This window comes from Colwellia sp. D2M02, from assembly GCF_018860755.1.
Lineage (GTDB): Bacteria > Pseudomonadota > Gammaproteobacteria > Enterobacterales > Alteromonadaceae > Colwellia > Colwellia asteriadis.
On sequence record NZ_JAHKPW010000079.1, the window covers coordinates 1 to 26,099 of the forward strand.

Sequence of the window (26,099 nt, forward strand, 5' to 3'; positions counted from 1 at the left end):
TGTAGCGTTACATAAAAAGGTGATAACGCAGTAAAAATGACCAACAAACGCTGTCCGAAGGATTCGGCTAAAAGCGTTTTATTCTTTGTTGAACAGTATTTGCTTAGAATGACTAGGCAACACACTGTCCGCCGCGATTAAAACGCTTTTATCTCGAACAAAATTTAACCGCGAAAGATCAACAGCCCCTAACAATTAAATCCCCAAGATTAAGTTGTGTATTTTAGCGCCAACAAGCAACAGACGACTTACGTTTGCTGGCGAAATTAATGATTACCAAGGAATAATAATGAATGACTTAGCAGGACGCCGTCCCCTAAAGGTTAGAGAGCTAACCTTAATGACTAATATTGCCAAATGGTTAAGTAAAAAAGATATTACCCCTAACCAAATTTCTATCGCGAGCGTGTTTTTTGCATTATTTGCTGGCACAGTATTACTCGTTGTAAACAGCGGAGGCAGTATTTGGTTAATGTGGCTCGCGGCGCTATTTATTCAATGTCGATTATTATGTAACTTATTTGATGGCATGGTGGCGATGGAGGGAGGCAAGTCTACAGCCTCTGGAGAATTATTTAACGATATTCCAGACCGTATTGCTGACCCACTTATTTTAGTGCCTGCAGGCTATTTATTAACAGGGTTTTCTTGGGGAGCAGAGCTAGGCTGGTTAGCAGGAATACTGGCTGTCATGACGGCTTATGTACGAACTTTAGCAAGCTCAATGGGAGCGCCCACTTTATTTACTGGGCCAATGGCAAAACAACATCGCATGGCTTTGATCACCATAGCATTATTGCTATCCCCTTTAGAGCATTTATTATTTTCAACCCCAGGTTATTTATTATTAATGGTGCTTGTCATTATTTGCTTAGGCTCATTAACCACCATTTATAACCGCACACGCGATGCTTACCTTTATTTAGAGTCGCCGAAAAAAGAACTAGACCACCCAAAGGCATCTGAGCATGTTTAACCTCCCTGAACATTCATTTTATATGATGCTATTTGTTACCTTGCTATTGGTCACTGCTAGCGTCGCCCGTTTATTACTAAAAGTAAAAAATCCACAAACAGATCACACCGAATTAAAACAGCGCATTCAGTCTTGGTGGTGGATGATTATTATTCTTTTTGGGATTTTAATTGCTTCACCAACAGTCGCAACTGTATTTTTTGCGCTATTAAGCTTTTTAGCGTTAAAAGAGTTTTTTTCAATAGTGCCCACCCGTCAAGCCGATAGACGTGTTTTACTTTGGGCTTATTTGGCAATTCCAGCACAGTATTATTGGGCATCATTAAACTGGTATGGCATGTTTATTATTTTCATTCCTGTTTATGTATTTCTCTTTTTGCCCATGCGCGCTGTATTTATTGGAGAAACAAAAGGCTTTATTCGCTCTTTAGGTACCATTCATTGGGCGCTAATGCTCTCAGTATTTTGTATTAGTCATATTGCCTATTTATTACAGCTCCCTGTACTTAACGAACAAGCCGGTGCGTTAGGTTTAGTACTTTTTCTTATTTTCATTACTCAGTTCAATGATGTCTGCCAATATATTTGGGGAAAAGCTTTAGGCAAAAATAAAATCATTCCTAAAGTCAGCCCTAATAAAACATGGGAGGGTTTTATTGGGGGGGTGGCAACCGTAACTATTGTTGCTGGTTTTCTAGCGCCGTATTTAACGCCATTAACGTTATTACAAGGTTTGGTTGCCGGAGCATTAATGGCTGTCGCTGGCTTTGTTGGTGATGTGGTTATTTCATCGGTAAAACGAGATTTAGCAATTAAAGACAGCGGTACACTTATTCCTGGTCATGGCGGATTATTAGATAGAATTGACAGCTTAATTTATACCGCACCATTATTTTTCCATTATCTTTATTATTTGCATTACTAAGGACGGTTATGAACAGGTTATTAAAAATATTGTTTTTCGCGTTAGTGGTAAAGCCTGTGGTGTTTTTTTGCTTGGGGCTCAACGTATTTTTTAAAGCGCGATTACCCCGTACAGGGGCTGCTATCATAGTAGCAAATCATAATAGTCATTTAGACACTATGGTATTGATGAGCTTATATCCACTGTTAAGTATCCATCGCATTAGGCCTGTTGCCGCGGCAGATTACTTTTTATCGAACCGATTTTTAGCATGGTTTTCCTTAAACATTATTGGCATTATCCCCATTAAGCGTCGCGCTGGCAGTGCTCATTCAACACTTTTTGATGAATGCCATAATGCGTTAAATAACGGGGATATTTTAGTGTTATTTCCTGAGGGGTCTCGTGGTGCGCCTGAGCAAATGAGTGAACTTAAACGCGGTGTTCATCACCTAATAAAGTCACGCCCTACCCTAAATGTTGCGCCGGTTTTTTTACATGGTTTAGGTCGGGCATTACCAAAAGGCGAAGCCCTGTTAGTGCCCTTTAATTGTGATGTGGTTATAGGTGAGCCAATTGCTTTTGTTGATGATGCAAAGCAATATATACACAACGTCGGCAAAGCTTTATCCTTATTAGAAGCTCAATGCCTAACACGCCAATGTGCTGTAACAGATGATCAACAACGAGAAAGTTAACCTTATGTACTTAGGAAAATGCTTATGTGGCGAAGTTGCCATAAAAATACAGGGTGACATTAGCGACATTATTCATTGTCATTGTTCACTGTGTCGAAAAAACAGTGGAACTGCGTTTGCAACCAATGGCTTTATAAACGCCGAAGACTTTACGATTTTAAGCGGTGAAAAAAGCTTAACAACTTTTTCATTCAAACCAGGCAAAAACAGACATTTTTGCAAGCACTGTGGCTCACCGGTTTATAGTTCAAACGATCAAGACCCGAGTCGTTACAGAATACGATTAGGTCTTTTAGACTCTGATATTAGTGAAAAGCCGCTATCACATAACTTTGTTTCATCAAAAGCTAATTGGGAAGACCTTGATGCTGCCTTACCAAGATATGATGCTTTTGAGCCAAACAGAAAATAAGCTCGAACAAAAGTTAACCGTGAAAGTTCAGCAGCCCTAGCGCTTCAAGTTGCAAACGAGTTAATAAAAAAGGCTATAGCATTACTGCATATAGCCTGACTTTCATTTTAGCTAGTGAATTTTACCTAGCAAATTGTTGCTTAACGCTTTGTGCTTTCCCTACTTTACTACGCACTAATTAATCGTAAAGTCAGCGTTAAAAAGTATTAGCGCAAGTGTTAGTTAAGCATTGCTAATCGCGTTGCATAATTGTCTTGCTCGCGTTCAACATATTTAGCCCATTGCTGCGCTGTTGCTTTGCTGCTTGGTACTTTTAATGCCTTAGCAAAAGCGGTAAGAGAGTCTTCAAACTTTTGTAAGTTAAAGTTCGCCATCCCTTGTGCAAGGTACATATTACCTAAGTAATTTGGCGCATTCTCTTCGCTTGATTGGTTTTTTTCTGCTTTAGTAATAGCTTGGTTAGCGGCACTAATCGCCTGCTGCCACTGCTCATTATTAAGGTAAGTTTGCGCCAATAATGCATCATATTTGCCATCCTCGGCCATGGCACTAAGCTGAGTTAACACCTTAATAGCCTTGTTGTCTTCTTTGGCGGCTAAATAAGAGCGTGACAATAAATCTAAGTTGCTTTCATCAGCAGGTACACTGCCTTTAGCAACCGCTTCGGCCATTAATTGTGCGCTTTTATAAGGTGCACCGTGAAATAAATAAAGCTGAGCCAGAGTAGTAATTTCAGCAGCTTTAGTAATGTAGCCAGCTTGATAAGCGGCTTCCATTACCGCAACTTGTTTAGCCTCTTCACCTATTTCACCGTACATACCCGAAAGCTGTAACCAGTATTGTGGTTTATCAAACAAACGCACTAATTGCTCTAGCACTTTGGTTACTTGCTCTGGCTGTTTCAGCTCGTAGTAATTAGCACGTTGTAGTATTAACCAATTTTCTTTTGGGAGCTTGTTGTCTTTGGCAACTAACGCCATAGCATTATCTAAATGCGTTAAGCTGTCTTGGAAGCGTTTATCTTGATAGTAAATTTGGGCAAAAAATACTTCTTGATTCGCCGTTAATGGTTTTGCATTAAGCTTTTGCCATTTTTTTAAATGAGTTAACGCTTGCGCAAAATTTTGCTGTTGCATTGAAAGCTGTGCTAGTGAATAAAGCGTTGAAATAATTAAACTATCTGGAATGATTTCTTCTGCGACAACTTTTTCAAAGCTATCAATCGCCATGGCAACATCTTCATTGGCGTAATACATAAAACCGTAAAAGTTAAAAAGCATGGCTCGTTCATAACTATTTAAGCTATCAAGACGATCTTTAACTTCGTCAAGCACTTCAAAACCTTGAATTTTATCGCCATCATCAGCGAGCTTTTGTGCGCGCGCTAATTGCGCATAAACTCTATCGCGCATTGCGGGCACTTTTTTAGTAGCGCGGTAGCTGCTTTTTTCTTGCGCTTCATTGGCATAAGCAACATTCATTAGTGCACTGCCCGACATTGCGCTAGTTACGGCACTGGTCAATACTAGTGTTTTTAATAGTAAACAAACTGACTTTTTCATTTGTTACTCCTGTTTTTTATTAACTTGGTTAGCGTTAGCTAACACTGAAAAATATACTTATTGTCTATTTCATTAACCGTTTACTTGATTAACCGTCTATTTCAAAAGTGATGCGGTTTTGCACGCCAGCAACTTCCATTGCTTCACCGTCAACAACCCGTGGTTTGTATTTAAACTTCATTACCGCATCAAGTGCTGCACGTTCAAACACGCCTTCTGGCTCAGCTTTTACTACTACAGGGCTATTAACCGACCCGGTTTTACTTACGGTAAACTCAACAATAACAAAACCTTCTAAACCACGGGCTTGAGCTCTGCGAGGGTAAACCGCAGCCACTTTAACAATGGGTAAGTAGTCACCATCGTTAGTATCTAAACTCAAACCACCCGACAAACCGTTATCCGCTTGAATATCAGCCGCAAAGCTACTTTTAGCGACATTCGCATTAGGATTAGCTTGTGGCATGGGAGGCGTATTCATTGGTGGAGGTGGCTCTTTAGGTTTTGCCGGCTTTTGTGGTTTACGCTCTTTTTTGACAATAGCGTCATCTTTTTTCAAACGAATAAAGTCAAGTACGTTGCCCTTTACAGGGTCTGTCATTGCGTTTTCACCACCAGCAATAAGCTTTTGCATGCCCCATAGCAATATAAATGTCATTACTAAGGCAAGTGCCCCTGCTATAACAAATCGCATAGACTTCCTAATAATTACCTTTGCCATTTTCTTTTCCTTACTCTTTTACAAAAGAGCGCTGTTAAGCTTCTTGCGCGGCGATAGAAACATCAAAAACACCTGCGGCACGTGCTGAGTCCATCACTTTAATTAACGTATCGGTTGTTGATTTTTGGTCGGCCTGAATAACCACGCTACCTTGTGGATTTTCAGCTTTCAAACGCTCAATGTTTGCTTGAACACTGCGAATATCAACTTTGCGTTTATTGATCCAAATATCACCTTTATCACTAATCGCCACTAAAATATTAGCGCGCTCTTTTTTAACGGCAGTAGCGGCCTCAGGACGATTCACATCAATACCAGCCTCTTTCACAAATGAAGCGGTAACAATAAAGAAAATGAGTAAGATAAAAACAACATCAAGCATAGGTGTCATATCAATTTCTTCTTTTTCGTCTTGCTCTTGCAACATTTTGCTTATGTGACGCATAATTTTTCCTATTTCACTTATGTTACGAACGTCAGTCAGTACGCCAACGCCGTGATAATATTTAACGGCTAAACTGTTTTAGCCTTGTATTGCTCGATGAGCTATTGGCATTAGCTCATAAACTCATCGAGTAATTTTGTATTGTTGTTAATGCTGAACGGTTAACTTGTCAGCCAATAATTCAGCTTCTTTTTTGGCATTGCGACGTAACCAGGTAATAGTAAAAACACCTGATAACGAACCCACCATACCCGCCATGGTTGGAATAGTTGCTCGTGAAACGCCCGATGCCATTGAACGAGCATTGCCACTACCCGATATTGCCATCACATCAAACACTTCAATCATGCCAGTTACTGTGCCAAGTAATCCTAATAATGGACATAGCACCACAAGCGATTGAATTAACACCAAATTACGATTTAACTTAGTGGTACCGCGCGAAATCAGCGCGGTACGTATTTGCTCGCTATACCAAGAGGTATGTTCGGTACGTTCTTTCCAGCAATTTACTAAGTGTTTTTTTACGCTACGATAGCTATAAAAAACAAACACAAAGCGCTCAAAAATCAACAACCACATAATAAAGATAACGCCAGCAATCACCGTTAATACTTGACCACCCGTTTCCATAAACTCGCCAATGGCGCTGGTAGCATTTGAGATTTCAAGTAAGGCCATCACTATTTAAGCTCCTTGGCTCGCTTGCGAGGCTTTTTCGGCGCGTTCAGCTCGCTCGGCAATAATGCCCGTGCTTTCTTGTTGTAAAATATTAACAATGCCGCGGCTACGACCGTTTAAATAAGCAAAGATAAATACCATTGGAATGGCAACCACTAAACCAAGCACCGTTGTGACTAAGGCTTGAGAAATACCGCCAGCCATTAATTTAGGGTCACCTGTACCAAATAAGGTAATCGCTTGGAAAGTGTTTATCATGCCCGTTACCGTACCGAGTAAACCAATAAGCGGCGCAACTACTGAAATAATTTTAATTAAGGTCAAACGCTTAGATAGGTTTGGTACTTCACGTAAAATAGACTCCGACAGTTTTAATTCTAGTGTTTCAGTATCTAAATCAGGGTTATTATCTTTTACCTGCATAACACGCCCTAGTGGGTTGTCATTTGAGGCTTTGTCAGATTTCAATTGACGATTAACTTTAGCGCCAACATTGACTAAGTTGATGAGTCGCTCTAGCGCAATTAATAAACCAATTAAGCCAATCGCTAAAATGATGTAGCCTACTGGACCACCTTGGTCGACTCTTTCACGAGTGTCAGGTGCTTGCACTAATAAACTTAGAATTGAACCACCGGTTGGGTCTAATGCAAATGCAGCGGTTTTGTCATTACTATTAAGTAAGTCGTCAACAGAGTTTAAATAACGTGTTGATGGTTGTCTTATTAGTTCTGCAACCGTGCCCGTTTCATCAATGTATTCTAAATATTTTCCGTTTGACACTAAGTTAAAACCACCAACACGTGTTACTGGTGCAGTAGTTCGTTCACCATCAGCTAAAACCACTTCGCGATTAAAGGTAGTAATTTTTCCGCTTTGGGTCATTTCACGTTGCAGCTCAAACCATAAACGTTCAATTTCTGCAATTGATGCTAACTTAGCGCTTGAGCCCATGCTTTGTGCAAATTCATCTAAAAATACACCACGCCCTGTAATTTGAGCTGAAACTACTGAGGTTTGAAACTTACTGCGAGTATCACCAGAAACTTGCTGCAAAACACCAAATAATTCTTTTAGCTCGCCTAAACGCTTGTCTAAGGCATCTGCTTTATTGCCTAGTTCAACTTCGTTATCGCTAAACTTAGTTTCAAGCTCAACACTTAACTTTAAGGCTGAGTCGCGTTGTGCCGCCATATCATCAAGCATACGCTGCTGTTGATTAACTTTGGCTTTAAACTGCGCTTCACGTGCTTGGTTTTGTTTACTTTGTGCAATTTTACCTTGTTCAAGCTGCGATAATAAATCATCTAAATTAGCCGCTTGTTCAGCAAAACTTGCCGTGCTGGCTAAGGTTAATGTTAACGCGGTTGCGCTCAGTACTTTTTTAAAAGTATTAGTAGAGAATATCATCACAAATTACTCCGCAGCCGCTGTTAACGTGCCGTTTGAAATATTGGTCGTCAGGGGAATCATCATTAAATCTGGGGCAAGCTGTTTACGCGCTATACGTAAGGCTTTATTAACACCTAAACGATAATCTTGTGAAAGCGCTTGCCAGTCACCTTTACCGTTTGTTTGTTGCCATTGTCCTAACTGGCTACCGTCACGAGTTTGGTAAACTAAGCTAACGCGACCAACACGTAAAAAATCAACATCGGTATTTTGACCATTAAGCGCTAGCGTGCCGCTATAAGCTTCAATAGTACGTCCGTAATCTACTTCTATTTGATAAGCTTCTAACACGCGGCGAAATTTTTCAGAAACCGCAATATCTGCGCGGTTCATCATGGCTTTTAAATCGTTAACGCGTTTAGCACGCTCAACGGGTAAAAACGGCACATCAAGGGCAATAAAGTCTTCTAGAGTGGTGATCATACGCGCCATTAACGGTGAGATTTGACGCTCAATAACACTGACTTCTTCCATTGACTGTGCCAGTTGAGCTAACTCAGCCATTTGATTATCAAGCTGGTTTTGCATTTGTTGGTTATACACGGTTAAACCGTCAACTTCTTTAGTTACCGTTTTAAATTGCTGTAACTTAGTTTGTACTTTTTCGGTGAGCTTATTAACTTTTTGTTGAGACTTAGCCGCTGATTGGGTGATGTTTTCACCAGCTTCAACCACTTTATTTAATTGGCTATCTGCTTGGGCATTGGTTGTTTGTGCTAAGAGCGCACCAGTAAAAAGCAAGCTACTTGCTTGCAAACTTACCACTAAGCTAGCTGTAGCTAAGGGTGACAATTTCATATTGATACCTTTTGTCATTTTGATTACAGACTTAATTACAGATAAAAAGCAATAATTAAGCGCATTAAATTAATGTGACAAAGTGTACCGAGGTAATGTGACACTTAAGTTGAAGAAATATGACGCTTTGGTTTCATTGATATTTCAGTTTAATGACAGTGATTTATTTCTTACTTGATTTGATGTGAGCCTTATCTTTAGAAAGTACATACGGTGCGTAAAGCAAGCTTATGATAAAACAATAAATAATAGGGATTAAAGCAACACTTAAGCCAGTAAGTACGGCTTGGCTATCTCCGCTTGCGCCTTGAAGGGTTAATATAACGCCGTAGATAAACATTAGGCCACCACTAAACCAGCACACTTTAAAACTTGTATTTAATCGTTGGCTTATTGCTTTTTTGGGCTGTATAAATATCGCAGCTAGCGTAGGAAAAAATACGATTGCAATGGATTGTGGGTCGAAAAACATTACCCAGTCATTCAACAATACTAAGTCGACAATAAGGTAACTACAAATAACCCAATAAATAATTAAACCTATATTTCTCATTGTTAAAATCCTTTTAATATATTTGTATTTTTTATGACTGTTTTTAAGTAAAGCGCTATTAAAATCGAGTGCAGGCTAGTTATATTTTTGTAGTCACGCACCGAAGCATATAATCGTCTTGCAACGGGCCGTTAAAACATACTCTCTTTGCTGCTTTTATTGGTGGCTCATTTTTATCATAAGGGCTTTTTGCTTTATCTACACCGCCATATAAGTGGTTAAACAATGTTACTTTTGCGTCAAAGTCCATAAACCTGGCAATGTACTCATCGAAGTTTGGTAGGGCAATATCAGTTAAAACACTGCCAATATAATTTCGAATGAAAGATTTAGAGCCGCTTATATCAGCACCTGTGGTTTTAGCAAATTGCGCTGGAGTGAGTAACGACCTTTGCCCTAACTGCGTATAAACGCTCGCGTTAGCGTTCACAGTCATATTAGGCTTATAAAGAATACGGGTGATCCAACCAGGAAAATCGTCGCCAAGATGAAAAATTTCAGGGTCTCTATCTAACGCCTTTAGCATATAAAACGACATAGCAAACTCCCTTGCAAAGCTTTTACTCAGGTCTTTTTCCTCGTGGCTTAGTGTATTAATAGTATCAAGGTTAAGCTGTGACTGAGCACCAATAACACTTAGCACATCAACAACTTCAGCCGCTTCCATCAAAAAGAATACCTTACCAATGAGGTTATCTTGTAATGCTAAAAATTTTCTTAAGGTGGCGAGTTGTTGCTGTAGTGCGGTAATAGCGCCCTGAGAATTCCCTGCTTGATGCGCTTTTATCGCATGTAGTACTTTAATACGCTCGGCTGCTCTTAGATATTGTAATGGTGGAAATACTTCGGTAATTAAAGGTTTAGTGAGTGTTTGGTAGTGGTTAAACTGATGAAAGTGGTTCACCCTTGCAAGTAACTCTTGGTAGTCTGTTTGTTGCAACTCGTCACTCAAGTCAGAAGAAAACAATAAAGCTAAACAGCCCTCTTCCCAAGCTCGACAAAAAAGCTCACCGCTGGGTAAAGGAAGTTTTTTTGCTTGCTCATACTCTACAACCTGATAAGAATCGTTTAACTCAAGCTGCTGGTACTGCTTAAATAACGCCTTGCCGACATCTGCTGGTTCATCGTTTTTATTGGCATAAAAACCTAATAAGTAAAAATAGGCTTCGTTGTATACTGGGGTTTCTATGTAAGCCATTAACTCATTGCTTTGAGAAGATAATTCATCATCTATTTGGGCTATAAGCACTAATGTGCTGACAAATAATAGAATAACAATAAGTGTTTTCATGAAAGCTAAATACCTCATATTAATTAGTAATACCTAAAGTAATTATTCATATCTGAAATAATTACTAATACCTAGAATAATTAATATGTGGACGACAAAGCTCCAACAGGTTAATTAAACATCCTTGTAATGCAACCTATTAGGTCACCTTAAATTTACAATGAAAAGCTATTTATTCAAAGTCTTATATTAAATTAGTTATCTAAACCGAAGTATAAAAAAATAAAGCCACTTTACGTGGCTTTATTAAAATGCTTTGACTCGTCCTGAGTAAGGTTGACACTTACGCTATGAAGATTTAGCGCTAATTAAAACTCCCACTTTAAAGAAACCTCAAAAGCAGTACCGCGTGTTTCGCTACGCATTAGCGTATCTTCAAATTCAATTTCTTTATCTTGGTTTAAAATGTTTTGCACTTTAAACTTTAGCGTTGACGAATACGTTGGGAAGTAGCTATAAACAAAATCTAGCGAGTGAAACGGCTGCTCAAAAGCATCATCTTTCTCATCCATACCTGGAATAATAATACGCTCAGCAAATACGTTATACGCGAGTGTGGCACTGTGATTACCGTTTGGTGCATCCCAGCCTAAGTTCATATTAACTACCCACGGCGAATGACCTGTCATAGCGCGTGTTGGGTTAGTGATGGTAGTTGATACCCCAGTTTGCTCTACAACATTCTGAGTATTAATGTTAATTTCTGAATCACTTAAAGTGACATTACCTGATAAGAAGAAGTCTGCGCCATTAACACCCGCAAACTCACCTAGTGAGGTAAAGTCTTTTAAGAACTCCATTTCAACACCGTAAACAAAACCGTCTTCTGCGTTAGCAATACGAATTAACGGCGGGCCATCTTGTGCTGGTGATTGCACCGCTTCAATTGGCTTATCCATGTCCTTGTAAAATAAGCCTACTGATAAGTTTTCACCTGTATCTAAATACCATTCCCAACGTAAATCGTAGTTGTTAATCGCGGTACTAGTAACACTTGGCGTACCGCCAATAGGGAAACCTGTTAACGGGTCAATATATGTTGCAGGTGCTACTTCGCGAATATCTGGGCGAATAGTGGTTTGCGAGAAAGAAGCGCGCACTTGCATTTCTTTATCTATTTCATAAGTTACCGTTAGTGCTCCAAACACATCATCTTCTTTGAAGCTTAGTTTTTCTAGGTCTTCTTCTGTTGGTATCGCCGGTAGGTCAAACAAACCTGTTGCGGGGTCAAGCGGGGCAACCACTTGACGAAAGTCTTCATAACGAAGTCCTGCGCTAATACGCCAGTTTTGCGCCAAAAACATATCGATTTGACCAAAATAGGCATCAATCATTTGACCTGAGTAGTAATCATCACCGTCAACTGAAGTATCGCGAATAATATTATCACTACCTTTTAGTGGGTAATTAAGCATAACATCATCATTAAGGATGACATTCATTTGATTACCACTTAAATCAAGGTTATCAAAAGCTAAGGTATTTACATCGATACGTCTTGCCATCGCATCGCGCGATTTAGTGACGAAGTTACCGCCAGCTTTCAGCTCAATTTCAGCACCAGAAACCATCAGTGGTAATGAAAATGTATAACCGTAGTTTTCAACTTCATCATCTAAGTCTTGAAAACTATAGCGACTTGCCGTAGTAGCTTTTCTTAATGAGCTTTCGTTAACTGGATCAAATATTCCGTCTTCTGGCTGACCATTTGAACCATCAGCAATAATATAACGTGTAGTAATATTACCCGGTGCATAACGATTTGAGCGAGAGTCAGAGTAGAACCAATCAAGGCCTAAGTTCATAAAATCAGTAAAGTTGTGTGTACCACGAATTTGATTAGCGATCATTTGACGCTCTTCGTAAATCACTTCGCTGTCACGTACACGTAAACCATCACTCATTTTAACGTTATTAGTATTACCTAGCTTGTCACGAATTTCATCAAGTGTGTCGTGCAAAATTAAACTAGAAAGCTCAATACGGTGATCACGCTTGTATTCTAAGCCCATGTTTAACATGCCAGAAAATCGTACTGTGTGCTCAGTTGATTGAATATCATCAAAGCCGCGCACTAGTGACCAGCTTGCTGGGTTATCGTTTGTTGCTTCGCTATAAGTAAAGTCTTGTCCTTCGTATTCTTCTGATACTCGCCATTTATTATCGTAAGAAATAGCGGTGAGAAAACCAAAACGAAAATCGTCAAAGTCGTAGCGGTTACCTAAGGTGATATCTAAACCGGTATTCGGGTTAATACTCGCACTTTTAGGGTCATAATCACGGTTCATTTGCGCCGCAATTTCACGATTATCTTGTTGTGACAAGTCATTTAACGAGCTATAACTTGACCAAAGATTTTTTAAATCTTGTGGCGCTGCACGTGTGCTATCATCAATGCCGTACCAATCATCGTCACCACCGTTATAAATGAGGCCGTCATCAAAGTTATTGCTATTACCGCCAATTTTTCCTTGAACATTAAAAACAAAGTCACTGGGTATTGACTTTAAGCGTACGTCAACATTACCACCAGCAAAGTGCGCAGGCATACTCGCTGAATATGACTTTTGTACCGACAAAGATTCAATGATTGATGAAGGGAATAAATCTAACGGGATAACGGTACGTGTTGGATCAGGGCTTGGTACTGCGGCACCATTAAGCTGCGTACTTGAAAAACGTTCACCTAAGCCGCGTACATAAATATATTTTCCGTCAACCAAGGTAATCCCCGTAATACGACGAAGCGCTGCAGCAGCGTCTGAGTCACCAGTACGAGAAATTTGTTCACTACCTAAAATATCAGCGATAAACGCTTGGTTTTTTCGCTCTTGCATTACGGCGCTAGCTGTTCCTTTTAAGCGACTTGCTTTAACAACCACTTCTTCCATGGCCTGTTCTTGTGCATTGACCTCTGCTGTTTCTTCAACTTGCTCGGCATAAACCGCTGAAACATTAAGGCAAGTAGCTAGTGCGATGGCAACACGAGAAAAATTAAATCGGCTAAATAAGTCTGAGCGTTTAGCGTTTGTGTTCATTTGAAACCTCTTCTCTTAGAAAGAATGATGCGGTAACTCAAGTTATAAAGGAGTTACCGCATCATTAAAGACGGGCTAGTTAGGCGTTATTACTTTAAACCAACCGTCCAGTTAGCAGTCCAGTCGTTGCTTTTTGATACGGCGCCGATATGGCTGGCATTATCAAAGAAAGCATTACCTGAGAAGTCTTTTGCTGTTGTGGTATCTAAGGTGAAGATACCCTCAAGTACATCACTCATACCCGTTGCAGTAGAGTTAGCTGTATTTTGATTTAACACCCAATCTTGAGCATTAAGTAATACCGTACCGTCCGTTGCTTTAGCATCTTTAAAGTTTTCACTACACGCAAATACTGAGTTACTGATAACTGTTTCGCCTGCTAATGCTTGGCTAGCGGTTACTGAACTAGTATCACCACCTTCAATCTCAAAACACTCACCCGCAGCATTCGTTACAACAAAGTTATGTAACTGTGCTTTAGTACCTTCACGTAAATAAATACCTTCAGAGTCTTTATCAGCTGTATCAAAACCATTACCAATAATGGTCATGTTCGCGATAGTAGGATTAGACTGCGGCTCTTTTGCTGGTGATGAGCCATCGTTATCTGCTTCAATAGCGCGGTTAGCTTCACCATCGTTATCAGCATGTTTAACAAGTACATATTGCATATTGCCTCGATAACCATTATCCCAATCTACGCTGTCATCTTTGTTACCTGTTAAAACAACATACTTTAAGTTAACCGTACCACCGAAGAATTCGACACCATCATCTGCATTTTCATGTACTTGAATATATTCAACTTTAGTGCCTGAGCCAACACCACCAAAAGTAATGCCGTTTAGTTCGTTATCTGGGGCAATTTCATAGCCTGCGTGTTTAACAACTACATAGCGCAATGTACCTGAGCTATCAGTGTCATCAGTGCCACCAAATACTGCACCTTCTTCAACACCTTCTACTTGTAAAGCACAATCAGAGCCATCGCTCGGGCATTTGTTTGACTTAGCATTACCTAAAATCACAATACCGCCCCATTGGCCTGCACTGGTTTCTAAGCCACTAATATCTTCACTTGAAGTAAAGGTAATTGGAGCACTAGCACTGCCGTTTGCTTCAATTTTAGAGTCGCGACTTACCACTAAATAATCACCGCCTGAGCGACCAAAAATAGTCGTACCTGCTTCTATCGTTAACGTAGCTGAGCTGGCTTTATCGTCACCAACAAATACTGGACCATTTAACGCATATAAGTTATTTGCCGTTAACGTAATGTTTTCAACGATACGACCACTAATTTGACAGGTGGTAGTTACGCCATCAGCCGGTGTGATTGATGTAGTACCTGTAGGACAACCTTCACTTTCTGCCGCAGCAGTTACAACACCGCCACCAAAACCAAATGCCCAGCCGTCACGCCAGTCGTTACTACCGTCAAGAGCACCAACATAGTCAACACTGTCAAACCATGCATCTTGTGTATTAGCAACATTTTGACCCGCATCTGCCGCAATTAATGGTGAATTACTATCTGGTACGCCAGCTTCATCAATAAGTACTGAGTTAGAAACGCTATTAGAGGTTTCATCACTAAACCAAGTTGCTAAATCTAGTAATACAGAGCCGTCGGCTGCTTTAGCATTTTTAAAGTTCTCGCCGTTATTACAAGCCATTACAACATTTTGCATAACAATTTTGCCGCTTGTCGCGTTATCAACTGTTACTGAAGAAGTATCGCCACCTTCAAACTCTAAACACTCACCCATTTCGCTTGGGCCGGTTACCACAGTATTGAAGATTTTAGCTGCTGTACCTTCGCGTAAATAAATACCTTCAGAGGCTTTATCTGGTGTATCAAAGTTATTACCAATAATGGTCATATTTGAAATAGTTGGATTAGATTGTGGCTCTTTAGCTGGTGATGAACCGTCGTTATCTGCTTCAATAGCGCGGTTAGCTTCACCGGCATTTTTAGCGTGTTCAATATAAACGTGCTGCAACATACCGCGGTAACCGTTATCCCAATCAACACTGTCATCTTGGTTAGCCGTTAACACTAAATGTTTAATGCTTGCCGCACCACCAAAAAACTCAACACCATCATCGGCATTTGAGTGCACTTGAATGTAATCAAGCATTGTTTGCGAACCAACACCGCCAAAAGTAATACCGTTTAACTCATTATCAGGTGCAATTTCATAACCTGCATATTTAACAACGACATACTTTAATGCGCCTGAGTTATCGTCCCAGTCAGTACCGCCAAACACAGCACCTTCAGCGACACCTTCAACTTGTAATGCACAAGCGCTGCCATCTGTAGGACACTTGTTTGATGGTGCATTACCTAAAATAACCATGCCGCCCCATTGACCTGCGCTAGTTGCTTCGCCTTTAACATCTTGTACTGAGGTGAAAATAATTGGCTTAGTTTTTGAACCTTCAGCCATGATTTTAGCATCGCGATGTACGACTAAATAATCATTACCTGACTGGCCAAATAAAACACTGTTTGGCTCAATAGTTAAGGTTGCGCCAGCCATCACTTCTAAAGCACCACTAATCGCGTACATCACTTTTTTACCATCGGCACTTGCCGTTAATGTGATATTTTCAGTGATTTGACCATCCATTATTTGCACTTGAACATCAAACCCTAACGCAGCTGATACTTCGTTACTTAAGGCTGTGCTTGACTTACCTGGCAATTCAACATCACTACCACCGCCGTTACCTGTACCAGTGTCAGGGTTATTGATAACGGTATCACCTACTGAATTGTCTACATCTGATGATAAATTAATGTCACCACCACAAGCGGTTAAACCTAATGCTAACGCGCCAACAAGTGTGGTGTGTTTTGCAGTTTTTTTAGCTGAGGCAATTGCCGTATTAATCGCAGTATTCGTAGCGCTGACTTTAAATAGTTTGTTTAATTGCATGTTTTTCTGCTCCGCAGAGTTAGTTGTTAGACCAAAGAATTAAATAGTTAAATTAAATAACTAAGTTAAATAATTAAGTTAAATACATAAGTTGAATGATTAATTTTTCGAACATGCTACAAGGGATAAATGACAAAAATGTTTTAGAAATATTACCGTTTAGGGTCGGTAATATGACAAACAAATGACAGTAAGCTTTTTCAGCTTGTTTTGATTTTGACACGCCTATACGCATTCTCTACAATGCACGTCTTGCCAACTTACTCATAACAAACAATGACAACGCAACACTCAACAAATAACGTACCTGATATAAACCACATCATTGAATTCTTTAAAAGTTTACAAGACAGGATCTGCAGCGCTTTAGCGCAAGCTGACGGCAATGGAGAGTTTATTGAAGATAATTGGCAACGTAAAGAAGGTGGCGGCGGTCGTACCCGTGTTTTAACCAATGGCAGCGTTATTGAACAAGGCGGTGTAAACTTTTCAGTGGTGTCAGGTGACAAATTACCCCCCTCGGCAACAGCGCATCGTCCTGAATTAGCCGGCAGAACATGGCAAGCCTGTGGCGTATCATTAGTTATTCATCCGAAAAATCCACATATTCCAACTTCACACGCCAACGTACGTTTTTTTATTGCCGAAAAAGAAGGTGAAGACCCTGTTTGGTGGTTTGGCGGTGGCTTTGATTTAACCCCCTTTTACCCAGTAGATGAAGATGTAACACATTGGCACCAAACGGCACATGATTTATGCTTACCGTTTGGCGAAAATGTCTATAACGAGCATAAGAAATGGTGTGATGAGTACTTTTACTTAAAACACCGCGACGAAACCCGTGGCGTTGGTGGCTTGTTTTTTGATGATTTAAATCAATGGAGCTTCGAGCAATGTTTTAATTACGTTCAAGCGGTTGGCCAAGGCTTTATTGATGCCTATGTACCTATTATCGAACGTAGAAAAAACGATGAATACACGGAGCAGCAACGTCAATTTCAATTATATCGTCGTGGTCGTTATGTCGAGTTCAACTTAGTATTTGATCGCGGCACGTTATTTGGTTTGCAATCTGGCGGTAGAACCGAGTCTATTTTAATGTCAATGCCACCGTTAGCTCGCTGGGAATATAATTATACGCCTGATGAAAATAGCGCAGAGGCAAAGCTAAATAACTACCTTGTAGCACAAGACTGGCTGGCTAAATAAAAGTGAGTTTGCAAGGCAGTGGTATTAAGGATATTTAAATACAGTGACCGTTATCATCGCAACAAAGCAACCGTCTATTAAAGAATTCATTGAGCTAAGAGAAAGCATTGGTTGGGGTGAAACTTCGCCTCAAATAGCTAAAACGGCAATCAAGAACTCTTTATTTCACGTCACTGCGCGACGTAACAATTTACTTGTAGGCATGGCACGTATTGTTGGTGATGGCGCTATGTTTTTTTATATACAAGATTTAATTGTCAGCCCCGCTTTTCAAGGTAAAGGCATTGGGCAACTACTCATGAGTAATATCGAAGAATACTTAGCAGATGCAGCACCTAGTGGCGCTACCGTAGGCTTACTATCAGCCAAAAGTAAAGAAGACTTTTATACGCATTATGGCTATACAAAACGCACCGGCTCTTCGTTAGGTTTGGGCATGTGTAAATTTATTTAAATACGAACAAGCCCACGAGTAAACATAACTATGGTGTTATTTTACATATGGCTCAAAAAGGGTGAGCACTTTATATAACAAAGGAGTGAATAATAAAATGGAGTCTAGATGTGGAAAAATCTTATGTGCCTGCTCAGCCTTGGTTCACTTCTTTGCCTTTTTAGGTGTTTTTTATCACGGTCAACTTTACCAAAAGATTTCTGTAGCTCCCGGTGAACCGTATGGGTTAGGCGATATAATCAGCTTATTTTTTGCTTTTATTATCATGGCGATTTGGAGTTTATCTTTCGTTTTGACCATTGTGTTATCAGCAATAAACTTCAAAAAAAATTCACTGTTCTCGCTAAAGGTTTTACTGTTCTCAACCGTTGCACCATTAGGTTACTTTTTTTATACAAGTATGTAATTCTCTTCAAAGTACTTAACTTACTGACAAATTATTTATCGCTCTTTGGCATAATTTTACTCGCTCCTCCCTTAAGTTACGGTTATTATTTAGTTTATTTTATCAATCAACTTTGGAGTAACAATGAAAAAGCTTATTAGTGTTTTATTTATCGGCGCAATGATTACTGGCTGTGCACCTAAAATAGGTAGTGAAGAATGGTGTACTAGCATGAAAGAAAAAGATAAAGGTGACTGGACTGCCACTGAAGCAAAAGACTTCACTAAACACTGTGTTTTTTAAGTTTACTTAAAAATAAACGGGGAAAATAAAGTTTCCCCGCTGTTTTTTAAATCATACCAATAGCTCTATCTAAAACAATCACGACATAAAGTGATCTCGATAAAAATTAAGGACGATTGTGAGTTTAATTAAGAACTTTCAGATGCTAGCGCGCTATAATCAACGCATTAATAATCAATTATTAACTTGTTGCTTAACACTCTCAAACGCGCAACTAACAGCTAATACCAACAGTTTTTTCCCGACGATAATTAGCTACTGGAACCACCTCTTATTTGGTGATTTAATTTTGTTAGGCCGATTAGCCAAGAATAATATTGCTAATATTTCAATAGACGATTTTTCTAAGTTCCCTACACCTAAATCACCACAAGATATTTATTTTAATAATCTAGCTGACATTGCCCAATTAAGAGAGCAATTAGATAGGCTTATCATACAATATTGCCAACAGTTAACCGATGAAGAGTGCCGACAATCAATTAATTACCAAACAACAGAAGGTCAACCTATGACTAAGGTCGTCGCTGATGTTACCCAACACATTTTTAACCATCAAACTCATCATAGAGGTCAATTAACCTGTATTTTAAGCCAATTTAATGTAGATTATGGCTCGATGGATTTACCCGTTATTGTGCCAGAAGGCAGTTAATAACCGTATGTTTAAACTAACGAATTATTATTTCAACTTATAAGGATATACCGTGGAAGTTAGCGTATTTAATAGAACCGAAACTAACGACAAAATAATTAGTGCTTCATTATATAATTTAGTCATTGGCTTAACATTATTATGGGGTTTTGCCGTTAATTATTTAATGGTGGTTAATATTTCTGCTGAGTCTATTGGCAGCATTAACCCTATCATCTTTTTCATTGGTTATATCGCTTCATGCTTTTTTGGCATTTACCTTTTTAGTAAATCAGACAAGCCTATTGTCAGCTTTATAGGTTATAACTTCGTTGTGGTTCCTTTTGGGTTAATTATTAATTTAGTCGTTAGCCAATACGATCCAACCATTGTACAAGAGGCGATCAGAGTAACTGGTTCAGTTACTTTTGTGATGATGCTATTAGGCTCTATGTACCCTGCTTTTTTCCAAAAAATAATTGGCGGCCTAACCATAGCGCTCATTTGTGTCATTATTGTTGAGTTAATTGAAGTATTTATTTTTAAGACGCATCACGGTATTTTAGACTGGATAGTGGCACTTATTTTTTGTGGTTATATTGGTTATGATTGGGCTCGTGCTAATGCGATCCCAAAAACCTATGATAATGCTATAGATAGCGCAGCAGCATTGTATATGGATATCATTAACTTATTCTTACGTATTCTGCGCATTCTAGGTAGAAAGTAAGTAGGTAATATCAACATTCTATAAAGTAATCGGTCATATCGAAAACATGCTAAAAACAATCATTTCTAGAACAAGAGGTGGTGAGCAAAGTCCACCACGCAAACCTTTTTCAAAAATAGCTTGGTCTTGGTTAGGTGCTTTTATTGGCATTTACTTAGTATCTATTATCAGTCAAATCACTGAAGTTGATCTTTTAAAAAGTATGTTTTTGGTGGGCTCATTTGGCGCATCTGCTGTATTGATTTATGGTGCGCCTCAGGCAGAGTTTTCTCAACCTAGAAACCTGCTTGGAGGACATATTATATCGGCGATCATTGGTGTGACGATACAAAAGTACCTCGCCTTAGATATTACTTTATTGGGTGCACTCGCGGTGTCATTATCTATTGTAGCAATGCACTTTACCCGCACACTACATCCACCTGGCGGCGCAACAGCGTTAATTGCCGTGATAGGAAGTGCTGAGGTACATAGTACTGGCTACTACTTTGTTTTAACTCCTATTGCCATTGGCGCAGTAATATTGCTACTAATTGCCTTGGTTGTTAACAACTTATCAAGTAACCCACTGCGACACTATCCAAAGTATTGGTTATAGCATTAAAGCGATAACTTTACATTTGGCGTTATAAGATTGAATCACAGCAAGTTAAGTAAAGTCTTATTTAATGGTAACTTCTTAAGCAACCATTAAATAAGACTCTCGTCTTAAATTTTTAGCTTTACGTTGATATACGCCTTTACCTTTTTTCGCCTTCACAACTTGCATTTTATACACTTTAGAAGTGACTAATGCTTTTAAAAAGCTATCTTTGATCACGCCTCGACCTAAGTCATTGCTGCTTTTGCTTTCAGCCTTTACTGTTAATTCAGTTTTAGCTTGTTGTTTTTTTCGTTTACTCATTGAACTTCCTTACTTTATTACTTAGTTTATTGCTTAGTTTATTGCTTAGTTTATTGCTTAGTTTATTGCTTAGTTTATTGCTTAGTTTATAACTAAATTAATACGAATACGCGCTAACTAGTCAGCTTATATTCAAGCTAATCAAGCATGATAAAAAGCTAAGCTGGGATAATAGTATAAAAATAAACCACCCATACTAGTTGCGCGGCAGATTATATGATTATGTGAGCGCTGTCATTAATTATTATTCGTTCTTATAAAAATAATTATTCCATGACAATATTGTTAAATACTCATCAAAGATCAACATTGATGCGCCACCTTGTGCAAATATCATCAAAGGCTATTTTTATACTTTTTCAGCAGGTAAACTAGCTTAATTAAACATAGAAGGAAGAGCATTACACAATGATTATCCAACAAGAAAGTGTAGATATTGAAACACCCACAGGCACTATGCGTACTTATGTATATCGTCCACAAGCCAGTGGTGTTTATCCTAGCATTATTTTTTATTCAGAAATATTTCAACAAACAGCCCCAATAGCCAGAACCGCAGCAACAATGGCTGGTCATGGTTTTGTCGTACTTGTACCTGAGGTTTTTCATGAGCTTAACCCTATTGGCACTGTATTGGGTTATGATGATGAAGGTAAAGACAAAGGCAACCAAGATAAGTGGACTAAACCTTTAGAAGATCACGACAGCGATACGCAAGCTCTGATTAACTTTACTGCCTCACAAGACTATTGCAGTGATAAAGTTGGCGCTATGGGAGTGTGTATTGGCGGTCACTTAGCTTATCGCGCAGCACTTAATAGTGGCATTATTGCAGCTTCTTGTTTATACGCCACCGATATTCATTCTAATACGCTACCATGCGCACAAGGTAATGATTCATTCACGCGTACTCAAGATATTAAAGCTGAGCTACAGATGATTTGGGGTAAGCAAGACCCACATATTCCTGATGAGGGGCGTATGGCTATTCATCAAAATTTACTCGCCTCAGGTAATGTATTTTCTTGGCATGAATTTAATGCCTCACATGCTTTTATGCGCGATGAAGGTGAGCGTTACGATCCTCAATTAGCTTTAAGAGTGTATGGCATGGCCGTTGAACTATTTACTCGCACATTAAAATAGTTAAGCACATACATATTATCAAGTACTTTAAAACAAAAAGGCTTGAGCAATAAATTGCTCAAGCCTTTTTTCAAACTTTCTTTACAGAAAATCGCCTTAAAGATATTACTATCTTTTAGCCAATTTCTCTTTGATACGTGCAGATTTACCTGAACGCTCACGAAGGTAGTAAAGTTTAGCTTGACGAACATCACCACGACGTTTAACTTCAATTGAGTCAACAATTGGGCTATGTGTCTGGAATACACGTTCTACACCAACGCCGTTCGAGATTTTACGAACAGTGAAAGCAGAATGTAAGCCGCGGTTTTTAACAGCAATAACAACACCTTCAAACGCTTGAAGACGTGATTTATCACCTTCAGTAACTTTTACTTGAACTACAACAGTGTCGCCCGGAGCGTATGCTGGTAGGTCTTTTTTCATTTGCTCTTGCTCGAGCATTTCAATAATTTTACTCATAATACCTTCTTCCTAGTGTGCACAGTCAAAGTGGTTACTTGGCTTGCTTTTTAATTAAAGCGAGCGTTTTTTCCTGCTCAGCTGTCAGAGCTAGGTTAGTTAATAATTCTGGTCTTCTGGTCCATGTTCTACGCAAAGATTGCTCTTGGCGCCATAGGCGTATATGTTCGTGATTTCCGCTTAATAGCACACTCGGTACTGACATTTCTTCCCCGTTAGAGGCTGTTAGTACTTCTGGCCTAGTGTAATGAGGACAATCAAGTAAACCATTAGAGAAAGAGTCTTGCTCTGCTGATTCGCTATGCCCCAATACGCCCGGCACTAATCGTGCTACGGCATCTATTACATTCATCGCAGGGAGTTCACCACCACTTAAAATGTAATCGCCAACCGACCATTCTTCATCAATATCTGATGCGATAAGTCGCTCGTCTATGCCTTCATATCGTCCAGCAATAAATACCAGTCGATCATGTTGCGCTAATTCACTCACACCCGCTTGGTCCAACTTTCGTCCCTGCGGCGACAAATAAATTACTTTAGCCTTGCCACCATCACTCTCTAACGCGGTTCGCGCAGCAGTAATAGCGTCTCGAAGTGGCTGTACCATCATCAACATACCTGGACCACCGCCGTAAGGGCGATCATCAACAGTGCGATGTCGATCATGGGTAAAATCTCGTGGGTTCCATTTCTGAAACTCAATAAGACCACGACGAATTGCTCGGCCTGTCACCCCATACTCGGTAATAGCATCAAACATTTCAGGAAAAAGGCTTATCACCCCAATCCGTATTTTGCACTCTGTGGTGCAAGGTTTAGTGCTAGTCACAAGTTAGAAACCTGGGTCCCAGTCAACACAAATTTGTTTATTTTCAGCGCTAACCGACTGAACAACTTGTTCTAAAAGATACGGGATTAATCGCTCTTTTTGACCAAAGCCGTCATTTAAGTTAGCTTTTACAACCAGTACATCGTTAGCGCCAGTTTCCATCATCTCGGTTACTACACCAAGGTCGTAACCTTGACTCGTCACCACAGACATACCTATTAGATCACGCCAATAAAAATCACCCTCAGGTAATTCAGGTAACGCGAGTTCATTAATGAAGATCTCTGAACCGACTAAAGCTTGCGCTATGTCGCGATCATCGATGCCCTGAACTTTAACTATTAGGCCTTTGTTATGCTTGCGCCAATCAGTAATTTTTACTGTTTGTATGTTATTCCCTAATTTTAATGACCAAGGGAAATAGTCAAGTATGGCATCGGGATCATCAGTGAACGAATGAATTTTCAACCAACCTTTGATGCCATAAACAGCGCCTACTTTACCTAAGGTTATTTCTTTTTCTTTACTCACTACTAACTCCTACTACCTACTAAGCAATTAAGCCGCAGCGTTTGCGTCTTTGATTAACTTAGCCACACGATCAGATACAGCAGCACCTTGACCAACCCAATGGTTGACACGGTCTAAGTCTAAGCGTAATTTTTCAGCTTGACCTTGTGCTGTAGGGTTGAAGAAACCAACTTTCTCGATGAAACGACCATCGCGAGAGTTACGGCTATCTGCAACAACAACCTGATAGAATGGACGCTTTTTAGCGCCACCACGAGCTAAACGAATGGTAACCATATCGTCCTCTATTATGTTAAGTGTTAAAACGGATTTTCCAGACACTTCCTGCCAACAAGCGACAGAAAAGCTCGCGTATTTTACGCTTTTAGAATGTTTTTACAAGGGGTATTTGCTTTATTGGTAAAGTATCTGCTTAAAAAGTATTAGTGACTAGGCGGTAAAACACCTTTTTGAAGTAGTAATGCAAACTCTTCTGCACTCACTGCACGACTAAAGTAAAACCCTTGAGCCGAGTCCGTTAGTGTTGTGCGAATAAATTCATACTGCTCTTTAGTTTCAATTCCTTCTGCGGTAATTTTTAGTCCTAAATTATTCGCTAACGTAACAATAGCGTTAGTAACGATAGTATCTTCACGGTTATGTGGAATACGTTGAATAAAGCTTCTATCAATTTTAATACGGCTTAATTGTAATTTACGTAAATAACTCATTGAAGAGTAACCTTTACCAAAGTCATCCAACGCAATTACAACACCTAATCCCGACAAGTACTCAAGCTGCTGAATAGATAATTCTGGGTCTTTCTTAATAGCAGTCTCTGTTAACTCTAACCCTAAATACTTGGCCTCTAAGTTAGTTACGGCTAACGTACGTTCAACTAACTTAGCAAAGCCGCGTAAACTTAACTCCTTAGCGGAAATATTCACCGAAACTGTAATAGTGGTATACCCCAAGTCTTGCCAGCGCTTATTTTGTTTACATACTTCAAATAATACCCATTCACCAATGCTGGTAATAATGCCTATTTCTTCCGCAATAGGGATAAAAACACTGGGCTCAATATTACCTAACTTAAAGCTATTCCAACGTAACAAGGCTTCTGCCCCTTTAATAGCTCCTGTTGTCACATTAACCACAGGTTGAAAATATAAAGTAAATTCATTACGCGCTATTGCTTTACGCAACTGCCTCGCTATTTTTTGCTTTTGCTCAGATTCTTTATTTAAGGCAACAGAAAAAAACTTAAAGGTATTTTTACCCGAGTGCTTTGCATAGTACATCGCCGTATCAGCATTTTTCATTAACTGCTGGGAGCTTTCGCCATCATTAGGGAAAATAGCAATACCAACACTAATACCGACATAAGCTTCTTGTTTTTGAATAATAAAAGGTTGCGATATTTTATCAATAAGCCGCTCTGCAAGAGCACTTATATCGCTAATAGAAAAGACTGACTCAAGAATAATAACAAACTCATCCCCGGCGATACGCGCTAAAGTATCACCTGTTCTCAACTCATTAGATAAGCGCTCTGAGGCCTGCTTTAATAACTCATCGCCACCATCATGCCCTAAACTATCATTGACCTTTTTAAAGTCATCAAGATCAATAAACATCACTACGGCCATAGTATTACCACGCGTAGCATGGGCTAACGTATGTTCTAAACGATTTAAGCATAAACCTCGATTAGGCAAGCCTGTTAAGCCATCATAAAAAGCCAATCGCTTGATTTCTTCTTCTACTAGCATTCTTCGTTGCATCTCAGCACGTAAATAACTAGCGTTTCGAGTGATAATAGCAATGAGTGCAACTGCCGATATCATTAGCAATGTAAAGAACTCGTCTAGCTCCCATTCTTCATATTTTCGTGACAATTCAACTAACTGCTCAAAAGCATCGTAAGCTTGAGCAAACCAAAAAAGAATACCAGCAATAAAGACAATAGAGACAACTTCAATGATAAAGCGATGCTTCTCGATTACCGTGGTACACTTTTTCGTTAGGTGCTTTATAGTCTTAATCAACAAAAT

General features: G+C 39.4%; 27 protein-coding genes. 11 read left to right on the forward strand and 16 right to left on the reverse strand.

The features are described from left to right. Positions 1-289 precede the first annotated feature (289 nt). Genes KO495_RS15545 through KO495_RS15560 form a run of 4 tightly spaced genes read left to right on the forward strand, consistent with a single transcriptional unit; the run spans position 290 to position 2,990 of the window. Positions 290-976 carry a CDP-alcohol phosphatidyltransferase family protein gene (locus KO495_RS15545; RefSeq protein WP_215981331.1) on the forward strand — a complete coding sequence of 229 codons (687 nt, stop codon included), beginning with the start codon at positions 290-292 and terminating at the stop codon, positions 974-976. Continuing rightward, complete coding sequence (locus KO495_RS15550; protein ID WP_215981332.1) at positions 969-1,901, forward strand: phosphatidate cytidylyltransferase; 933 nt, start codon at positions 969-971, stop codon at positions 1,899-1,901. The genes KO495_RS15545 and KO495_RS15550 overlap by 8 nt, the downstream gene beginning before the upstream one ends. A gap of 8 nt (positions 1,902-1,909) precedes the next feature. Beyond that, positions 1,910-2,578 (forward strand): lysophospholipid acyltransferase family protein, encoded by a 669-nt coding sequence (locus KO495_RS15555; RefSeq protein ID WP_215981333.1) that lies wholly within the window; start codon positions 1,910-1,912, stop codon positions 2,576-2,578. A gap of 4 nt (positions 2,579-2,582) precedes the next feature. Next, the gene (locus KO495_RS15560; RefSeq protein ID WP_215981334.1) at positions 2,583-2,990 is read left to right on the forward strand and encodes a GFA family protein; all 408 of its coding nucleotides are present in this window, start codon (positions 2,583-2,585) and stop codon (positions 2,988-2,990) included. Positions 2,991-3,208: 218 nt separating this feature from the next. Here the strand turns inward: KO495_RS15560 and KO495_RS15565 are convergent, their stop codons facing one another. The 10 genes from KO495_RS15565 to KO495_RS15610 form a co-directional block, all read right to left on the reverse strand. Further along, positions 3,209-4,552: a hypothetical protein gene (locus KO495_RS15565; RefSeq protein ID WP_215981335.1), complete on the reverse strand. Its 1,344-nt coding sequence runs from the start codon at positions 4,550-4,552 to the stop codon at positions 3,209-3,211. An 88-nt stretch (positions 4,553-4,640) separates the two neighbouring features. Next, the gene (locus KO495_RS15570) at positions 4,641-5,246 is read right to left on the reverse strand and encodes an energy transducer TonB (RefSeq protein WP_215981336.1); all 606 of its coding nucleotides are present in this window, start codon (positions 5,244-5,246) and stop codon (positions 4,641-4,643) included. 61 nt (positions 5,247-5,307) lie between these two features. Further along, entirely contained in the window at positions 5,308-5,718 is a 411-nt protein-coding gene (locus tag KO495_RS15575) for a biopolymer transporter ExbD (RefSeq protein ID WP_215981337.1), read from the reverse strand. 147 nt (positions 5,719-5,865) lie between these two features. Further along, complete coding sequence (locus KO495_RS15580) at positions 5,866-6,399, reverse strand: MotA/TolQ/ExbB proton channel family protein (protein ID WP_215981338.1); 534 nt, start codon at positions 6,397-6,399, stop codon at positions 5,866-5,868. A 6-nt stretch (positions 6,400-6,405) separates the two neighbouring features. After that, entirely contained in the window at positions 6,406-7,809 is a 1,404-nt protein-coding gene (locus KO495_RS15585; protein WP_215981364.1) for a MotA/TolQ/ExbB proton channel family protein, read from the reverse strand. Between the two features lie 6 nt (positions 7,810-7,815). Further along, positions 7,816-8,649, reverse strand: coding sequence for a DUF3450 domain-containing protein (locus KO495_RS15590; protein WP_215981339.1), 834 nt, complete (start codon positions 8,647-8,649; stop codon positions 7,816-7,818). A 163-nt stretch (positions 8,650-8,812) separates the two neighbouring features. Next, entirely contained in the window at positions 8,813-9,202 is a 390-nt protein-coding gene (locus KO495_RS15595) for a hypothetical protein (RefSeq protein WP_215981340.1), read from the reverse strand. A 79-nt stretch (positions 9,203-9,281) separates the two neighbouring features. Continuing rightward, positions 9,282-10,493: a hypothetical protein gene (locus KO495_RS15600; protein ID WP_215981341.1), complete on the reverse strand. Its 1,212-nt coding sequence runs from the start codon at positions 10,491-10,493 to the stop codon at positions 9,282-9,284. A 308-nt stretch (positions 10,494-10,801) separates the two neighbouring features. Further along, a complete protein-coding gene (locus KO495_RS15605) occupies positions 10,802-13,531 on the reverse strand; it encodes a TonB-dependent receptor (protein ID WP_215981342.1) in 2,730 nt (909 codons plus the stop codon). Positions 13,532-13,620: 89 nt separating this feature from the next. Further along, a complete protein-coding gene (locus KO495_RS15610) occupies positions 13,621-16,476 on the reverse strand; it encodes a hypothetical protein (protein WP_252739008.1) in 2,856 nt (951 codons plus the stop codon). Between the two features lie 276 nt (positions 16,477-16,752). Between KO495_RS15610 and hemF the strand changes: the two genes are divergently transcribed. The 6 genes from hemF (at position 16,753) to KO495_RS15640 (ending at position 20,789) form a co-directional block, all read left to right on the forward strand. Then, on the forward strand, positions 16,753-17,685 hold the full coding sequence (gene hemF / locus KO495_RS15615) for an oxygen-dependent coproporphyrinogen oxidase (RefSeq protein ID WP_215981343.1): 933 nt from the start codon (positions 16,753-16,755) through the stop codon (positions 17,683-17,685). Between the two features lie 43 nt (positions 17,686-17,728). Continuing rightward, positions 17,729-18,139 carry a GNAT family N-acetyltransferase gene (locus tag KO495_RS15620; protein ID WP_215981344.1) on the forward strand — a complete coding sequence of 137 codons (411 nt, stop codon included), beginning with the start codon at positions 17,729-17,731 and terminating at the stop codon, positions 18,137-18,139. Positions 18,140-18,668: 529 nt separating this feature from the next. Further along, entirely contained in the window at positions 18,669-18,827 is a 159-nt protein-coding gene (locus tag KO495_RS15625; protein WP_215981345.1) for a DUF3012 domain-containing protein, read from the forward strand. Between the two features lie 118 nt (positions 18,828-18,945). Further along, positions 18,946-19,482 carry a DinB family protein gene (locus KO495_RS15630; protein ID WP_215981346.1) on the forward strand — a complete coding sequence of 179 codons (537 nt, stop codon included), beginning with the start codon at positions 18,946-18,948 and terminating at the stop codon, positions 19,480-19,482. A 52-nt stretch (positions 19,483-19,534) separates the two neighbouring features. Next, on the forward strand, positions 19,535-20,191 hold the full coding sequence (locus KO495_RS15635; RefSeq protein WP_215981347.1) for a Bax inhibitor-1 family protein: 657 nt from the start codon (positions 19,535-19,537) through the stop codon (positions 20,189-20,191). Between the two features lie 46 nt (positions 20,192-20,237). Then, complete coding sequence (locus tag KO495_RS15640) at positions 20,238-20,789, forward strand: HPP family protein (protein ID WP_215981348.1); 552 nt, start codon at positions 20,238-20,240, stop codon at positions 20,787-20,789. Positions 20,790-20,870: 81 nt separating this feature from the next. Here KO495_RS15640 and arfA read toward each other — a convergent pair whose 3' ends face one another. Further along, on the reverse strand, positions 20,871-21,095 hold the full coding sequence (arfA, locus tag KO495_RS15645; RefSeq protein ID WP_215981349.1) for an alternative ribosome rescue factor ArfA: 225 nt from the start codon (positions 21,093-21,095) through the stop codon (positions 20,871-20,873). 408 nt (positions 21,096-21,503) lie between these two features. Here arfA and KO495_RS15650 point away from each other — a divergent pair, with 408 nt between their 5' ends. Then, positions 21,504-22,241, forward strand: coding sequence for a dienelactone hydrolase family protein (locus KO495_RS15650; protein ID WP_215981350.1), 738 nt, complete (start codon positions 21,504-21,506; stop codon positions 22,239-22,241). Between the two features lie 108 nt (positions 22,242-22,349). Here KO495_RS15650 and rplS read toward each other — a convergent pair whose 3' ends face one another. The 5 genes from rplS to KO495_RS15675 all read right to left on the reverse strand — a co-directional run bounded on the left by rplS (position 22,350) and on the right by KO495_RS15675 (position 26,096). Then, positions 22,350-22,703 (reverse strand): 50S ribosomal protein L19, encoded by a 354-nt coding sequence (gene rplS / locus KO495_RS15655; RefSeq protein ID WP_215981351.1) that lies wholly within the window; start codon positions 22,701-22,703, stop codon positions 22,350-22,352. Positions 22,704-22,737: 34 nt separating this feature from the next. Then, positions 22,738-23,499, reverse strand: a complete 762-nt coding sequence (gene trmD / locus KO495_RS15660; RefSeq protein WP_215981366.1) for a tRNA (guanosine(37)-N1)-methyltransferase TrmD — start codon at positions 23,497-23,499, stop codon at positions 22,738-22,740. A gap of 39 nt (positions 23,500-23,538) precedes the next feature. Continuing rightward, on the reverse strand, positions 23,539-24,066 hold the full coding sequence (rimM, locus tag KO495_RS15665; protein WP_215981352.1) for a ribosome maturation factor RimM: 528 nt from the start codon (positions 24,064-24,066) through the stop codon (positions 23,539-23,541). Positions 24,067-24,093: 27 nt separating this feature from the next. Then, complete coding sequence (gene rpsP / locus KO495_RS15670) at positions 24,094-24,342, reverse strand: 30S ribosomal protein S16 (RefSeq protein ID WP_215981353.1); 249 nt, start codon at positions 24,340-24,342, stop codon at positions 24,094-24,096. A 146-nt stretch (positions 24,343-24,488) separates the two neighbouring features. Next, positions 24,489-26,096: an EAL domain-containing protein gene (locus KO495_RS15675; RefSeq protein WP_215981354.1), complete on the reverse strand. Its 1,608-nt coding sequence runs from the start codon at positions 26,094-26,096 to the stop codon at positions 24,489-24,491. Between the last annotated feature and the right edge of the window lie 3 nt (positions 26,097-26,099).

Bases quoted from the DNA above. Each gene is read 5' to 3' on its own strand.
- KO495_RS15625 (WP_215981345.1), top strand. From the start codon at position 18,669: ATGAAAAAGCTTATTAGTGTTTTATTTATCGGCGCAATGATTACTGGC.
- KO495_RS15610 (WP_252739008.1), bottom strand. From the start codon at position 16,476: ATGCAATTAAACAAACTATTTAAAGTCAGCGCTACGAATACTGCGATT.
- hemF (WP_215981343.1), top strand. From the start codon at position 16,753: ATGACAACGCAACACTCAACAAATAACGTACCTGATATAAACCACATC.
- KO495_RS15560 (WP_215981334.1), top strand. From the start codon at position 2,583: ATGTACTTAGGAAAATGCTTATGTGGCGAAGTTGCCATAAAAATACAG.
- KO495_RS15585 (WP_215981364.1), bottom strand. From the start codon at position 7,809: ATGATATTCTCTACTAATACTTTTAAAAAAGTACTGAGCGCAACCGCG.
- arfA (WP_215981349.1), bottom strand. From the start codon at position 21,095: ATGAGTAAACGAAAAAAACAACAAGCTAAAACTGAATTAACAGTAAAG.
- rpsP (WP_215981353.1), bottom strand. From the start codon at position 24,342: ATGGTTACCATTCGTTTAGCTCGTGGTGGCGCTAAAAAGCGTCCATTC.
- KO495_RS15545 (WP_215981331.1), top strand. From the start codon at position 290: ATGAATGACTTAGCAGGACGCCGTCCCCTAAAGGTTAGAGAGCTAACC.
- KO495_RS15605 (WP_215981342.1), bottom strand. From the start codon at position 13,531: ATGAACACAAACGCTAAACGCTCAGACTTATTTAGCCGATTTAATTTT.
- KO495_RS15590 (WP_215981339.1), bottom strand. From the start codon at position 8,649: ATGAAATTGTCACCCTTAGCTACAGCTAGCTTAGTGGTAAGTTTGCAA.
- KO495_RS15640 (WP_215981348.1), top strand. From the start codon at position 20,238: ATGCTAAAAACAATCATTTCTAGAACAAGAGGTGGTGAGCAAAGTCCA.
- KO495_RS15600 (WP_215981341.1), bottom strand. From the start codon at position 10,493: ATGAAAACACTTATTGTTATTCTATTATTTGTCAGCACATTAGTGCTT.
- rplS (WP_215981351.1), bottom strand. From the start codon at position 22,703: ATGAGTAAAATTATTGAAATGCTCGAGCAAGAGCAAATGAAAAAAGAC.
- KO495_RS15575 (WP_215981337.1), bottom strand. From the start codon at position 5,718: ATGCGTCACATAAGCAAAATGTTGCAAGAGCAAGACGAAAAAGAAGAA.
- KO495_RS15565 (WP_215981335.1), bottom strand. From the start codon at position 4,552: ATGAAAAAGTCAGTTTGTTTACTATTAAAAACACTAGTATTGACCAGT.
- KO495_RS15650 (WP_215981350.1), top strand. From the start codon at position 21,504: ATGATTATCCAACAAGAAAGTGTAGATATTGAAACACCCACAGGCACT.
- KO495_RS15580 (WP_215981338.1), bottom strand. From the start codon at position 6,399: ATGGCCTTACTTGAAATCTCAAATGCTACCAGCGCCATTGGCGAGTTT.
- KO495_RS15570 (WP_215981336.1), bottom strand. From the start codon at position 5,246: ATGCGATTTGTTATAGCAGGGGCACTTGCCTTAGTAATGACATTTATA.
- KO495_RS15595 (WP_215981340.1), bottom strand. From the start codon at position 9,202: ATGAGAAATATAGGTTTAATTATTTATTGGGTTATTTGTAGTTACCTT.
- KO495_RS15550 (WP_215981332.1), top strand. From the start codon at position 969: ATGTTTAACCTCCCTGAACATTCATTTTATATGATGCTATTTGTTACC.
- KO495_RS15555 (WP_215981333.1), top strand. From the start codon at position 1,910: ATGAACAGGTTATTAAAAATATTGTTTTTCGCGTTAGTGGTAAAGCCT.